This is a genomic window from Bacillus sp. PK6-025, assembly GCF_056530265.1.
In genome coordinates, this window is sequence record NZ_CP096509.1 from 2,251,629 (window position 1) to 2,265,040 (window position 13,412).

At 44.0% G+C, this 13,412-nt stretch carries 17 protein-coding genes; 3 read left to right on the forward strand and 14 right to left on the reverse strand.

What is annotated here, in order from left to right; genetic code table 11:
• The 6 genes from M1D67_RS11475 to M1D67_RS11500 form a co-directional block, all read right to left on the reverse strand.
• A complete protein-coding gene (locus M1D67_RS11475; RefSeq protein WP_020451751.1) occupies positions 1-900 on the reverse strand; it encodes a DoxX-like family protein in 900 nt (299 codons plus the stop codon).
• 243 nt (positions 901-1,143) lie between these two features.
• The gene (locus tag M1D67_RS11480) at positions 1,144-1,716 is read right to left on the reverse strand and encodes a TetR/AcrR family transcriptional regulator (RefSeq protein WP_020451752.1); all 573 of its coding nucleotides are present in this window, start codon (positions 1,714-1,716) and stop codon (positions 1,144-1,146) included.
• A 7-nt stretch (positions 1,717-1,723) separates the two neighbouring features.
• Positions 1,724-2,437 (reverse strand): MBL fold metallo-hydrolase, encoded by a 714-nt coding sequence (locus tag M1D67_RS11485; RefSeq protein WP_035338584.1) that lies wholly within the window; start codon positions 2,435-2,437, stop codon positions 1,724-1,726.
• Between the two features lie 81 nt (positions 2,438-2,518).
• The gene (locus M1D67_RS11490; protein WP_023855709.1) at positions 2,519-2,992 is read right to left on the reverse strand and encodes a GyrI-like domain-containing protein; all 474 of its coding nucleotides are present in this window, start codon (positions 2,990-2,992) and stop codon (positions 2,519-2,521) included.
• Positions 2,989-3,273: a zinc ribbon domain-containing protein gene (locus tag M1D67_RS11495; RefSeq protein ID WP_023855708.1), complete on the reverse strand. Its 285-nt coding sequence runs from the start codon at positions 3,271-3,273 to the stop codon at positions 2,989-2,991. Before M1D67_RS11495 ends, M1D67_RS11490 begins: the two co-directional genes overlap by 4 nt.
• Positions 3,274-3,326: 53 nt before the next feature.
• The gene (locus M1D67_RS11500; protein ID WP_020451756.1) at positions 3,327-4,262 is read right to left on the reverse strand and encodes a helix-turn-helix transcriptional regulator; all 936 of its coding nucleotides are present in this window, start codon (positions 4,260-4,262) and stop codon (positions 3,327-3,329) included.
• A 208-nt stretch (positions 4,263-4,470) separates the two neighbouring features.
• Here M1D67_RS11500 and M1D67_RS11505 point away from each other — a divergent pair, with 208 nt between their 5' ends.
• Entirely contained in the window at positions 4,471-4,950 is a 480-nt protein-coding gene (locus M1D67_RS11505) for a CcdC protein domain-containing protein (protein WP_189396870.1), read from the forward strand.
• A 40-nt stretch (positions 4,951-4,990) separates the two neighbouring features.
• Here M1D67_RS11505 and czrA read toward each other — a convergent pair whose 3' ends face one another.
• The 3 genes from czrA to M1D67_RS11520 form a co-directional block, all read right to left on the reverse strand.
• A complete protein-coding gene (gene czrA, locus M1D67_RS11510; protein ID WP_003182557.1) occupies positions 4,991-5,323 on the reverse strand; it encodes a Zn(II)-responsive metalloregulatory transcriptional repressor CzrA in 333 nt (110 codons plus the stop codon).
• 85 nt (positions 5,324-5,408) lie between these two features.
• Positions 5,409-6,233: an MBL fold metallo-hydrolase gene (locus M1D67_RS11515; RefSeq protein WP_479831311.1), complete on the reverse strand. Its 825-nt coding sequence runs from the start codon at positions 6,231-6,233 to the stop codon at positions 5,409-5,411.
• 140 nt (positions 6,234-6,373) lie between these two features.
• A complete protein-coding gene (locus M1D67_RS11520; protein ID WP_479831312.1) occupies positions 6,374-6,625 on the reverse strand; it encodes a YnfE family protein in 252 nt (83 codons plus the stop codon).
• 152 nt (positions 6,626-6,777) lie between these two features.
• On the opposite strand from M1D67_RS11520, the gene M1D67_RS11525 reads away from it, so the two are divergent.
• Positions 6,778-8,115 carry an APC family permease gene (locus M1D67_RS11525; protein WP_026579574.1) on the forward strand — a complete coding sequence of 446 codons (1,338 nt, stop codon included), beginning with the start codon at positions 6,778-6,780 and terminating at the stop codon, positions 8,113-8,115.
• A gap of 90 nt (positions 8,116-8,205) precedes the next feature.
• The gene (locus M1D67_RS11530) at positions 8,206-8,856 is read left to right on the forward strand and encodes a lysozyme family protein (RefSeq protein ID WP_224146223.1); all 651 of its coding nucleotides are present in this window, start codon (positions 8,206-8,208) and stop codon (positions 8,854-8,856) included.
• Positions 8,857-8,989: 133 nt separating this feature from the next.
• On the opposite strand, the gene M1D67_RS11535 is transcribed toward M1D67_RS11530, so the two are convergent.
• The 5 genes from M1D67_RS11535 to M1D67_RS11555 form a co-directional block, all read right to left on the reverse strand.
• Complete coding sequence (locus tag M1D67_RS11535) at positions 8,990-9,976, reverse strand: polysaccharide biosynthesis protein (protein WP_411239410.1); 987 nt, start codon at positions 9,974-9,976, stop codon at positions 8,990-8,992.
• Between the two features lie 38 nt (positions 9,977-10,014).
• Entirely contained in the window at positions 10,015-10,662 is a 648-nt protein-coding gene (locus M1D67_RS11540) for a DUF1796 family putative cysteine peptidase (RefSeq protein WP_479831313.1), read from the reverse strand.
• Between the two features lie 192 nt (positions 10,663-10,854).
• Complete coding sequence (locus tag M1D67_RS11545) at positions 10,855-11,412, reverse strand: hypothetical protein (protein WP_101560981.1); 558 nt, start codon at positions 11,410-11,412, stop codon at positions 10,855-10,857.
• Positions 11,413-11,425: 13 nt separating this feature from the next.
• A complete protein-coding gene (locus M1D67_RS11550; RefSeq protein WP_479831314.1) occupies positions 11,426-12,631 on the reverse strand; it encodes a glycosyltransferase family 4 protein in 1,206 nt (401 codons plus the stop codon).
• Positions 12,632-12,799: 168 nt separating this feature from the next.
• Positions 12,800-13,333, reverse strand: coding sequence for a DUF420 domain-containing protein (locus M1D67_RS11555; RefSeq protein ID WP_020451765.1), 534 nt, complete (start codon positions 13,331-13,333; stop codon positions 12,800-12,802).
• Positions 13,334-13,412: the final 79 nt, after the last annotated feature.

A 13,412-nucleotide genomic window follows, 5' to 3' on the forward strand; every position in this document is an offset into this window, starting at 1 on the left:
TCAACGCCTCTTTCTGATCGTATTACCCGCGTTTGGAATGCCGCAAGCGCTCACATAGCCGACAACGGACAAGATGATAAGCGCGGCATTAAGCACGACCGGGTTAAAAGGTTGGGCAAAAGATGCGAGATCAGCCATTCCTGCAGATACCGAAAGCAGCACAAGCAGGGCGATATGCAAAAGAAACCACTTCCTTTTCCGACCTGGATAAAGCCATAACACGCCGACCATCACCTCGGCCATGCCGATCAGTTTCAGGAGCATTTCGGGATGAAAACGGCCGCCCGTGAAAGTCGAAAGCATGCTGATTTCCTCAGGATGAACCATCATGAGCTTTGGCACAAGCCCCTGGTAAATCCAGACGAAAGAAAACAGCAGACAAACGAGCCAATAGATCAATGTTTTTTGAAAAAGCAGCCTTGGATGGTGTCCTTTTTCAAGCCAGATCTTCAGCGCAGCAAAGCTCCAGGCCGTCGCCCAGCCGATGAGCGGCCTGAATGCCTTATCTGCAAGCCGGCCCAGCCTCCCGTAACGGGTGTCATAATCGTATTGTGTCATAAACGTGATCCCGGTTTCGCTTTCGCTGTATTTCCAATATCCTCGGCCTTCGCGAATGACAGAAAGCGGGTGGTTTGTAGCGAACTTGAGTGACGAGACTCTGTCTCCCGTGTCTTGATATACGTTTCCGACAGACACTCCTGTACCGGAAATTTTTAAACCGAAGCCGATTCTCGTTTCGTATAAAAACCTTTGCGGTTCACCCGGTCTGCGCTTTAAATAGGTAATGTCCGTAAATCGCAAGTCCCATTGCCGATGGAGGGCAGGATCTTGAGTATAGCGCCATAGCCGCTCCATATCTGTCTGGATAGATATTTCTACGTAAATCGGAGTTTTTTTCATTGCGCACGCCCTTTTGTGAATATATTCACAATAACAGCATAACATGGAACACATCATGTGTGAACCAATTTTTGCATATCCAGTCTCTCTTTGCCGACATAAAAAAATCCTCGGCTGTTAGGCCAAGGCAATTAATGGCTGGTTAAGCCTTCTCATACCTATGACTCAAAAAATGGAAGAGCCATACGACAATCATACTAAATTTTCGAAAAAATGTAAACAATTAAGGAAAAATTCCCTTGTTTATTCGGTCTGATAGATAGCGATGCCTTTTAGGAAGGCACGGATTGTCAGATCAAAACTTTCTTCCACATCATAAGGAAGACCGAACGCATCTTGTTGCCTGAGTGTTGCAAATCCATGCATGATGCTTCTCAAGCCTCTGACCGCATGGATCGCGGAGTCATTGTCTAAATGATAGTCTTTCAGAACGGAAAGCACCAAGGCGAGGATTCTGTCTCCTGCTTCGTCAAGCCGTTCATCTTCATCAGGCATTGCAATAAAAGTTGCTTCATAAAGCCCCGGCCTGTTTTTGGCAAAAGTGACATAGGCGTGAGCCATTCTGCTGACAGCCTGATCCTCTTCGGCTCCCTGGACAGCAGAAGCCATGTTTTCATAAAGTATCGTCAAGCCGTAAAGTGCGAGTTCTTTCCGTAAGTCGTTCAATCCTTTTATATGATTGTACAGAGACGGAGATTTGACATTCAGCCTTTTGGAAAGAGAAGCAAGCGTCACTTCATGAATGCCTTCCTCATCAGCCAGAAATGCCGCAGCTTCCAATACTGCTTCTTTATTCAAACCGATTCGTGGAGACACGATTTCTTCATCCTTTCCTGTTCAATTTGATATGTGCTTCGTTCACCGCTTTTGTCATCGCTTGAACCGGATCATGGACAAGATTGCCGTGGCCGGCGGCAAGCGCCTTCGGTTTTAAATCTAACAGCTTTTGCGCGCTTTCTAAAGCGATTTCTTTGTCCCACGTGGCCAAAGCCGGAAAAGGAAATGAAAGCTTTAAATGTCCTGATACCGTCATGCCGCTTCGCGTATGGTACGCGTCACCGACTATGAGAAGACCGCTTCTTTCATCCAAAAACGAAATGCTGCCAGGCGTATGCCCAGGTGATGAAACAGTCAGCAATGAACCGATCCTGTCTCCTTCCTTTAAAAGGATATCAGGATTTGTCTTGATGTTTTTCGGAACGCCTCCTTTGATTGTTCCGCGCTCCCCTTCCAGCATCTTTGTATCACCTTTTAACAGACGCGCATCCCGTTCAGATATGGACACTTTCACACCGGGAAGGCTGTAGTACAGCGCGTCAAGCGAACCGACATGGTCGCTGTGGGCATGGGTCAGCAAAATCCGTTTAATCGGCTTACGGAGATGATCCGCAGCCTTTAAAATCCCTGTTTTGCTGATCGGAATCCCTGTGTCAATTAATGTAAGGCCGTCTTCTTCATCTGCTAAATAACAGTTGACAGGAAATAGGCGCGGAAAAAAAGTCAGCTGGTAGACCGATTCAAATCGGGTAATCCTCATCGCTTTCACCTCTTCGATCAAAATAAAAAACTAATACCGTTAGTTTTCATTTTAAAACTAATGGCATTAGTTTTGCAAGCATTATTTTTTTCGATCGACAGCAACATAGATGACAACTTGGGCATTTTCGGGATTTTCTGCTTGTTCATCATAAACTTCAAAATCTCCGGTATAAGTACGAAGATTTTTTTCATCCCATGTCCAAATCTCTTGCCAAGTTTCAAACACGACCTCCGCGATCCTCCCCCGCTTTGAAACAAAAACGGCATATTCGGATGCAGGGAGCGAAATGAGATTGGCCGTTTTTTCTTGCTGATCAACGAACGTTCCGATTGAAAATGTATATGTCCCGTGTTCGTCCGTCTCATAATCTGAATAAAGTGCGATCGTGTCTCTCCTAATGTCCTGGCGTTCAGTATGCGGAAATTTTTCGCGATATAAACTCCACATGGAAGGAATTTTACCTTTTTCAGATACTTCATCCCGGTTGCTTGTCACGGTCGATATCCCGCTGAATAACTTTGCCTTCTGTTTTTCGAAATGAGAAAAGCTCATCTTCTCTGCCCGCCTTTCGTTTGCGTATCCGACGCCCACCGTTTTAAATGAGGGAGCGTCCGCTCCAAGAGCGATCTCGCTTCGGCCTCGGTTTTTCCCTCTTCTTTTATATAAGGAACACAGATGTCAATCATCTCTTTCAATGTTGCATCCGGATGTGTATATGCTCCGTTTTCATAGCAGTACATACAGTAGTCGCGATTCTTCCCCCCGTCTTTTTCTGTGCCGAAAAGTTCGCTTGTCATCGGCATGCCGCAGCTTTGGCAAACATGATGTTCCATGTTTCATTCCTCCTTTTTCTTCATCATACAAAAAGAAACCTGACAGCATCGTGTCAGGTTTCGTATAAATGTACAATTTGATTAGCCAAGTTTTTTATTTTTTGACGGATGCGGGGAGGTGTGAGAACTTCAATATGTGTTCCAAATTGGAGCAGAAATCCGTACAGCCATTGATCTTCCGGATAAGAAACGGTTGCCACGCATTGTCCGTTTTCATAAGTGAGAGCTTCTGAGCCAAACCATTCTCTCGCCAAAGACTCTCCCGACGGTTTAATGAGAAGGGTCAACTCGGTCATATTGTCCGGTTTGTACCATGATGTTTCCCAAGGAAGTGAAGACAGATCAACTTCCTTTCTTTCAAACTTTTCTTCAAGCATCTGCACGTCTTTCATACGCAACAGTTTAAAGAAGCGAAACGCCTGTCTCTTTAGGCAAAACGCATATAAATACCAGTGCCTTCCCTTTAGGACGAGGGTATGCGGCTCAGCTTTCCTTGTTCCGGTTTGCCCCTCTCTGTTCACGTATGTAAAGGAGACCGCCCGCGTGCTGTCTGCCGCTTCATCCAACAAACGGATCTTTTCTTTGATGACAGGACTTTCTCCCCAGGAAGAGATGTCAACAAACCATTTTTCCGTTTTCTTGCGGAATTCCGGCATTTCTTCTTCGGAAACGAGAAACCGGATTTTTTCAAGGGCAGAACCGTGATGAAGGACTTCATACGTCGAAGAAACGCTTTCCAAAGCCGTCGTAATGGCAGCCAGTTCGTCTGCAGAAAGCAGTTTATTTTCGAGCCGAAACCGCTCCATGATGCTGATCCCGCCTCCCGCTCCCTGTAAGGTGACAATCGGAATGCCCGCCTGGTTGATCGCCTCGATATCCCGGTAAATCGTTCTGACAGAGACTTCGAACATGCCGGCAAGCTCCTTTGCCTGCACTTGGCGTTTATTAATCAATAAAATCACGATGGCCAATAGCCGGTCAATTTTCACCGCAGATCCCTCACATTCATCTTACGCTGTCAATTTTCATTCTAAAGCACACACCATTTTGGAATATCATGACAAAAAAGGGGATCTCATCACCCAATTATTTAGAAAATCACTTTTCCTGTTACGATTTATACAGTTTGGACATATACTCCATAAAAAAGGAGGTTTTAAAAACATCATATATTATTTTTTACAGTTTTTCGCCATTGTGTCCTTCGTCTATATCAAGTTCAAACGCTCAGTCGGCTATCAGCCTCTAAAGCCGGCACGCATGCTGTTCCGGATCATCCTCTTTTCGGGAATTTTCGTTTTTCTGCTGACGATGAGCGCACTTCACCCTTTATCATACTTCTATGATCTGATTGGGATCGCGCTCGGACTCATCTTGACCGCCTATGCGCTGAAGCATGTGTCAATCGAAAATCGGGACGGCATCCTTTATTTCAGAACGCATTTATGGATTGAATTGATCGTACTTTTGTTATTTTTATACCGGTTTCTTTACCGGATCGCCGAGATCGGCCAGCTCCAGACTGCGGTTTCAAACGGGGGTTCAGCAGCGTACGGCGCCCTTTTTGCGCAGGACCCGGCCACGATGATCGGTTTTTTTGTACTGGCCGTTTATTATGTCGGTTTCTCTTTTTTTGTTTTAAAAAAAGGAAGAAACGAAGAAAAACGCTCAGCGTAAAAGGCAAACTCGGGATGTGGAGTTTGCCTTTTCATAAGCTTTAGTCATGCTGTGTATGATCGATCATCTGCTGAAGTACATCGAGGACATGCTGGTCTTCCGGAGAATAAAAAATGGAAGTCCCTGCCCTTCTTGATTTAACGAGACGAAGATTTTTTAAAAACCTGAGCTGGTGCGAAACGGTTGACTGCAGCAGACTCAGCTTCTCTGCTATTTCATTGACCGAATGTTCGCCTTGTGAGAGCAGGTGAAGAATTTTGATTCTCGTAGGGTCTGAGAGCGCTTTAAACGTCTGTGAAACGAGAAATAAAGTTTCTTCATCTAACTCGGCCCGCACCTGTTTTTCTGTTGTTTCCTGATTGTGCTCACTCATGCTTTTCACCTTTTCCGCGCAACTTTTACCTTCATATCATATACCAAAACATACCGGTTGAAAAGTTTTATAGCCAGGGAACAGATCAAGTCGAAAACAGCGTTCCCAGAAGCGCTTCTGCATACCTTGCGGCTGACAGCTGTACACGTTCTCCGGCATGGTTTTCCACAGAGCGGCGAAAAGCGCCGTACAGCCGGTTGAATGGAACATTTTTTAATTGATCAGCTATTTGCTCCACTTTGCCGGCAGGAAGAGGAATCAAATTTGGATAGCTGTACATAAAACTCACCCATCTGCGATCTTGAACGACTTGGATAATGTCTCCTGAAAGGAGGATTCCCTTGCCTCCGTTTCCGTTTGCCCAATGGCAGACCGCTCCCCCTTTAAAATGGCCGCCGAGCCTGTGCAAGGTCAACCCGCTTGACAGCTTGAGGGAATCGCCGGACCAAAACACAATCCGGCTGCTCGGCCGCTGCACCCATTGTTTGTCATCTTCATGAATGTAGATCGGAGCATCAAACATTTCAGCCCATTCCGTTTGTGCAGCATAATAATGCGGATGTGATAAAGCGATCGCCTGGACTCCGCCCATCCGCTCGATATTCTCAATCGTCCGCTGATCCAGGTATGTGATACAATCCCACAGTAAGTTAAAACCGGGCTCCTGTATCAGGTATGCCGATTGACCGATGCCGAATTCGGGGGTTGTCGTCAAACTGTATAATCGCTCTTCTTCCAATGCGATTTCGTTTTGAAACCTTCCGCTTTGCTTCATTTCTTCCAGCGTTGTCCAAGCTTGCCCTGAATGATTGACATACTGTCTTTCTTCATTGCAAATAATGCATTCCGCCGGCTCTTTCGTAGCAGCGTCACATTGAACACCGCACGTCGTGCAAATATAGTTAGTCAAAATTGCTCCTCCCCTTTCAAACTATATTTTACCATCTCCTTCACATGTACATGATTTTTTCGCTTCTATATATTGCGCTATCTAGGCTGATCTGTCCGCATCATCCTGAAACGCGAAAAAAGCGTCCGCTGATCCGGACGCTAGCTGCCTTTTTGCTGATACATATGTTCAAGCTGTGAAAATGAAATATCGCCGGCCGCACAATCTACAGCGGCATCGACTACCCGATCAAAGCGATCGGCCGAAGCGCTTTTCTCTTTTAACCGTTGTTCATAGCGTTCGAGCTCTTCCTGCTGTCTTCTTAGATCCTCTTCTTTTCCATCATAATCAGATGCATTCATCGTCTCCATATTTCTTTTGACGGCTTCAACATAGCCTCTCAATATATCCATACCTTCATACTCCTTGCCTTTTTTCAAAGGGTTTGCAATTGTTGCTATTTTTATACAGGAAAAAGAGGTTTTATACAGTTGCTCAAGCGCAAAAAAACAGATAAAATATGTCTTAATTTCTGTATTTTTTACATAAGGGGATTTAGAAGTCATTGAAAAACGAAACTGCGCTTAAACGAAGCCTTACACTCGGCCCGCTCGTTGTGATCGGCCTTGCTTATATGGACCCGCTCGTCGTATTTGATTCATACGGAGTGGTCGCACAACTGACAAAGGGGCACGTTCCGGCGGCATACATATTCACTGTTGCCGCACTCCTTTTGACCGCTTTGAGCTACGGCAGCATGGTCAAAGCCTATCCAAAAGCGGGATCGGTTTATACATATGCATATGAAAGCATTCATCCGCACGCAGGATTTTTAGCCGGCTGGACGATCATGCTAGACTATTTATTTTTGCCGATGGTCAATTTTGCGATCGGCAGCGCTTATTTGACGGCGGCTTTTCCTGAAGTGCCGCATGGCTTTTGGGTCGTTCTGCTCGCTTTATCGATTACCGTTGTCAATATTTTAGGCATTAGACTAACCGCAAATATTACAGGGCTGTTCGTCGCTTTTCAAGTGATCGTCGCCCTGACTTTTGCCGGATTTATGATCGCCGGGCTCGCAGACGGCCTCGGGACGGGCGAGCTGGTTTCAGCCGATCTGTTTTTCCGTTCTGATATCGAGCCTTCCCTGATTGTATCAGGAGCGACGATTTTGTGTTTTTCGTTTCTTGGCTTTGATGCGATTTCCACCATGTCTGAAGAAACGGTCAACCCGAAGAAGAACATTCCGTTAGCCATCTTTTTAACAGTAGCGATCGGCGGAACGCTGTTTACGGCGATTTCTTACTTGATGCAGCAAATCTATCCGTCCTATGATAGCTTCCAGCATGCCGATTCGGCATCGCTGGAAATAGCCCTATATACAGGAGGCGCTTTTTTAAAGTCCTTCTTTTTGGCGGGCACGATGGTCGCTGTCGTTTCATCCTCGCTTTCTTCGCATGCGAGCGCTTCGAGGCTTTTGTATGCGATGGGGCGGGACAGCTCTCTTCCGAAACGCTTTTTCGGCTATGTGCATCCGACTTTAAAGACGCCGGTGTTTAACATTATGTTCATCGGGCTGATTTCATTGACGGCCATGATCGGGGAACTCGAGGTCATCTATTCATTCATCAGTTTCGGCGCGCTGATCGGATTCATTTTTGTCCACCTGTCTGTCATCGGCCATTACTACATTCGAAAACAGGAAAGAGGCTTTTTAAAAACGCTTCGCTATTTGGTTCTGCCCTTTTTGGGGGCCTCTTTCTGCGGCTGGCTGCTGCTTAGCATCAGCAAAAATGCGCTCATGATTGGAGCCGGCTGGCTGATTGCCGGTTTTATATACTTTTTGTTCAGAATCCGTACTCTTCCGAACGTCACATTCGGCTTTGACCGCGATCCAAGATAGAAGGATATCGCTTGGTCTTCTTGAAGATATATGTCATAATAAATGAGGCTGTATACTGTTTTGCATCAGGGCGCTACAGAGGTGAAACCATTGAAGAAAAAGAAATCGGGATGTTTAGCCGGAGCTGGCTGTTTGTCTTTTTTTGTGTTTGTTCCCTTGATCATTTTCTTTGCCATCTCCGGTCTGGAACAATTAAAATGGCTTCCTCTTGACACTGAATCTAACATTCTTGAGAGATTAAAAGATTACAAACCTCTTGTTGAAGAAGAACTCGATGAACAGGATCTTTCACAATACACCGCTCTTTTATTGGGCATGATGTATCAGGAGTCGAAAGGCAGAGGCGGTGATCCGATGCAGTCGTCGGAATCTCTCGGTATGAAGCGAAATGAGATTGACGATCCAAAAGCAAGCATTAAGCAGGGTGTGCGCCACTTTACAGCAATGTATAAAAAGGGACAGAAAAAAAGCGTCGATATTGAAACGATCATCCAAAGCTATAATATGGGATCGGGTTATATCGATTACGTCTCAAAACACGGCGGAAAGCACTCAGAGAAGCTGGCAAAGGCATTTTCCGAGGAACAAGTCAAAAAGAACCCCGATCTGTATAATTGCGGCGGAGATACAAACAATTTCCGCTACCCTTATTGCTACGGGGATTACTCTTACACGGAAAAAGTAATGGAACGCACAAAAAAAGTCGAAGAACATATCGAAGGGTTAACACTTGAACATTGACAAAACGGCAAGCCGGGTGAATTTTCGTCCGGCTTGTCCTGTTTTCGAGGAGCGAACAGAAGCATCGCCTGCAGCCGCATGCCATGCCTGTCATCAGTTCGCGTATTCTCCGTGAACGCTTCGGTCCATCCTTCTACTCCAAAAAACCGCCTTCTTTCAGCATTTCTTTTACTTTCTTTTTTGAGATTAAAAAGTCTTTTGAGCTCAAATGATCAGTTTCTAAAGGCTGACAATCCGCATACTTTTTATGAAGTTCAGGCATTTTGATTGCAGGAAGCACCACCGCGAGGTCATTTGTAAATGAAACAGCATGCTGCCGTTCATGAGGTGAAATCAGCAGTTCATGAAGCTTCTCCCCCGGCCTTGCCCCCGTTTCTGCAATGGACGTTTTTTCGTTTCCGTAAGCTTCGATCAGCACTTCAGCCATGTCTAAAATTCTGCAGGCCGGCGAATTCATAATGAAAATTTCCCCGCCTTGACCGCTTTCAGCCGCTTTTAATAAAAGCCGGATCGTTTTTTCCTTCGTGAGGAAGAAACGGGTCATTCTTTTGTCTGTGATGGAGACCTGGTTCTTTTTCCTGATCTGGTCTTTAAAAAGCTGAAGAACACTTCCGCTGCTTCCGAGCACATTTCCTCCCCTTACACAAATAAAATCCGTGTCTGAATAGAGATGGTTCGCATATACGATCAACTTCTCGCCGATCGCTTTCGTCATTCCGTAAAAGTTGGCAGGGTCAGCCGCTTTGTCAGTCGAGACGTTGATGACTTTTTTAACCCCGTTTTCGATCGCTGCTTCAATAACGTTTTCCGTCCCTGTGACATTCGTTTTTAATGCTTCAAGCGGCTGTTCTTCACAAACCGGCACATGCTTCAGCGCAGCTAAATGAAAGACATAGTCGACACCTTTTAATCCTGTATTCAGCGCTTTCCGATCTCTGATATCCCCGATGAAAAACGTCAGCCTCGGATCTTCAATCTGCCTTCTCATTTGAACTTGTCTTTCTTCATTTCTGGAAAATACAATGAGCTTTTTAGGATTTAAGGATAGCAGCTGAAGAATGAGTTCCTGGCCCCATGAGCCTGTTCCTCCAGTAATGAATATCGTTTTATTTTCAAACATTTCTTTTCCTCCTCTGGTAAACTCCAAAAAAATCCGGTTTAAACGAGAGTGATTCCTTTAAACAACGATGCCCATAGATCATTGTTTGACTCCCATATCTCTTTGTCCGGCAGTTCAACAGTGCAAGTCTTTTCTAATGGCCAATTTTTCTCTACAATCCCATTCACCTTCGAGTGCTTCACCAGAAGAACGCTAAAGTCGTGCTGAACCAAATCTGATAATACAAGTTCAAGTTCCTGTGCTTCTTTAAAGCTGCCTTCTCCTTCTGTCCTGACAAATAGGATGCGATTGCCTGTTGAAACTTTCTCCAAAAAGCGGTTAATCCTTCTGTTGTACTTCTCCATCACTTCAGAATAAGTGATCAATTGATCAAGCGTATTTTGATCCGCGTCAAAGTCGTGAACAGAGCCAATGTTATAAAAGTCATCTAAAACATAGATTGTAGATCCCTCTTCTTTTTTTTCACCTGTATTATAGCCAATGACTCTGATATTTTTAGAATTCATAAAGCCGGTGAAGCGATTTCTAAGAAGCCGATTGAGATCTGAGAGAGAATTCGTGGTAACCCAGTCCAGAGGTCCTGCAAAAGGCCTTAAATCATTGTTTCTCAGCTGAATAGCCGCTAAACAAAGATGTCCCATACTAAAAACGGCATCATATTGACCTTTAATGTCTTTTAAATTCATCTATCAATCACCTCATCGTTCCCCTCCTATTTTATGTTCTTCTTTAATAGGAAAAAGATATACTGCTGATAGTATTGTATGCCTCGTAACGGAAAAAGGTAAAAGACAGCTACCTACTGCATTTAATTTCAATTTGAAATAATAAGAATACAAAAAAATAAAAAGCCTTCGGATTGCGAAGGCTTTTTATTTTTAATTGTTTTCACTTTCATTACGATTTTCTTGAACTGCTTTAAGCACCTTTACAGTTTCGGGGCTTGGGATTGTGTGGTCTTCGGGCAGTGATTCTGTAAGTGTTTCTACAACTGACCGTTCCAAACTTTCAGTAGAGCTGGTAACCGTATTATTGTCAGTCGATTCTTTAAACGTTTCTAAAGACTCTGCCGTTTCGGGATCAGACACTCTGACTTCTTTACGCACTGACTCGATGATTTCCTCTAAAACATTGCGATCAATTCCTTGAGCTGCAGCCCCTAGAATATCTTTTAAAACTTTATTATTATTCTCCAAAATGCTGCTATTCATATCTTCAAAAATATCTTTTAGCTCTGCTATTAAAGGTTTAAGGCTCTCATCGACAGATTCACTCACATCTGTATCTGATTCTGCGGATGCCGTTGAGCTATCTTGCTTCTGGCTATTCCGCTCTTCGGTGAATTCGACCAGCAGATCCACATATTTTGCCCACCATTCAGCATCTATTTCTTTGTTTAAACCTTCAAACAAGTGATTAATAATTAAAGATTTCATTCAATTTCACTCCTTATTTCTCATTTTGATAAATATCAAGGACCCTAGTGACGGCTTCATCCATATCCCAATGCTTCCTAGCAAACTCCCTGGCGTTATTCCCCAATTGATTTCTAAAATCATCGTCTTCCAGCAATCGTTCTAAACTATTTGCCAGTGCATTCACATCTCCCTTTGACACGATAAGGCCAGTCACTTCATGCTCTACCATTTCCGGCAAACCTCCAGCATCACTGACAATTGCAGGAACCCCGGCAATTTGAGCTTCAATTAAAGATAAAGGCTGGTTATCCAAAAGACTTGGAAGAACATATATATCAGCGAGGGATAACAAGTAAGGCACATCTTTCCGATTTCTCAGAAATTCGACGTTATCATCAAGCCCCTGCTGCTCGCTTTGAATTCTGAGTCCGGCGAGCTTTTCCCCTTCTCCTGCCAGCCAGCATACCCAATCGTCTCGACGGTTTTTTAATAGAGCTAGTGATTCAATTAAGTGATGTATACCTTTATTTTCAATCATTCTTCCGGTAAAAAGGATCACTTTCTTATCCGTTAAAGGCATATCAGCTGCCTTTGTGTCCATCCGTCCCAGAAATCCGTCAATATTATAGCCGTACTGAGAAACAAGGATTTTTTCTTCCGGCACTTCAAATTCTTCCGTCAAAATATCTTTAAGCCAGTTGTTTGCAACAATCGCCGTATCGCCAGACATCGCACCTATTGTTTCTAGGTGGTCAAAATATGCCTTTGCAACATGGGAAGTCGACGATCTGTGGATGGTGTTGAGCTGATCTCTGATTTCATATGCGACACTGCCGTGAAGCGACGTGACAAGCAATTGATCTTTAGGCATAACACGCTTGATACATGTACTTGAAATGATATCCTGCGCATGAACTAGATCATATTTGTCAAGTCCCAAATAGGCAGCGCCCAGCTCATAGACATAGCGCTGAAGCTCAGTATAGCTGACCAATTGATTTGCGTATATTTCCGGATACTTCTCTTCGCTCATCATTGCTTTAACTAATGGAAGCAGCTCATCTTTTTTGACGCTGCGGTTTTCATCTACGATATGAACGATACTGCTCTCTTCTCCATATCCGAGCAAATCCACTTCATGTCCTAAGGACTCCAGCTTTTCTTTTAATTGCTCCATATATGTCCATACACCACCTACATGGGGTATATTCCAATAAGTGGCAAGCAAAATTTTCATATCCATCTCCCTTTTTCATTTCTATAAAAAGCTCTAATTATTTATATTCCTATTTCCATATCTTGTGTAGACGATCATCTATTTCAGCATATATTTTTGTACCAGAGGAAAATCGCTTTTAAAAGAGAAGAAGTTGCGGGAACAAAAAAAAGCCGGATTCTCCGGCTTTTAATAGTATGGGGAAATCATCATATAGACGAGAACACCTGTCAGGCTGACATACAGCCAAAGCGGCATCGTCCAGCGGGCGATTTTGCGGTGGCGTTCCACCTGCATGCTCAGGCCTCTGAACAACGTAAACAAGGCCAAGGGAACGATTAAAGCGGACAAGACAATGTGTGTGATCAAAATAAAATAGTAGATCGGTCTTATAATCCCTTCCCCGCCAAAATGAGTGTCAGGCATTAATGAATGGTAAGTTAAGTATGAAACAAGAAAGATGAACGTTGTCGTAAAAGCGGCAAAAATAAACCGCTTGTGCGCCTTAATGTTTTTCTGTTTAATCATGATCAGTGCAGCCACTAAGAAAATGAATGTGAAGCTGTTGCAGACTGCGTTCAAAAGCGGCAGAAAAGTCAAATCCAAATGAGCGAATTTGTCGCTTTTCGGCATGAAAAACAAGAGGGCAATGACACCGTTTATGATAATCGTCAGAGCAACAACAATGCCTGTATAGTTTTTATTTTTTTGTGTATGTGTCATATCGGGCAATCTCTCCTATTTGTGCAAGCTATCAAAATCGTATTCAAATTCAGGAGGAATGTCAACGTTTTCGGCTTTT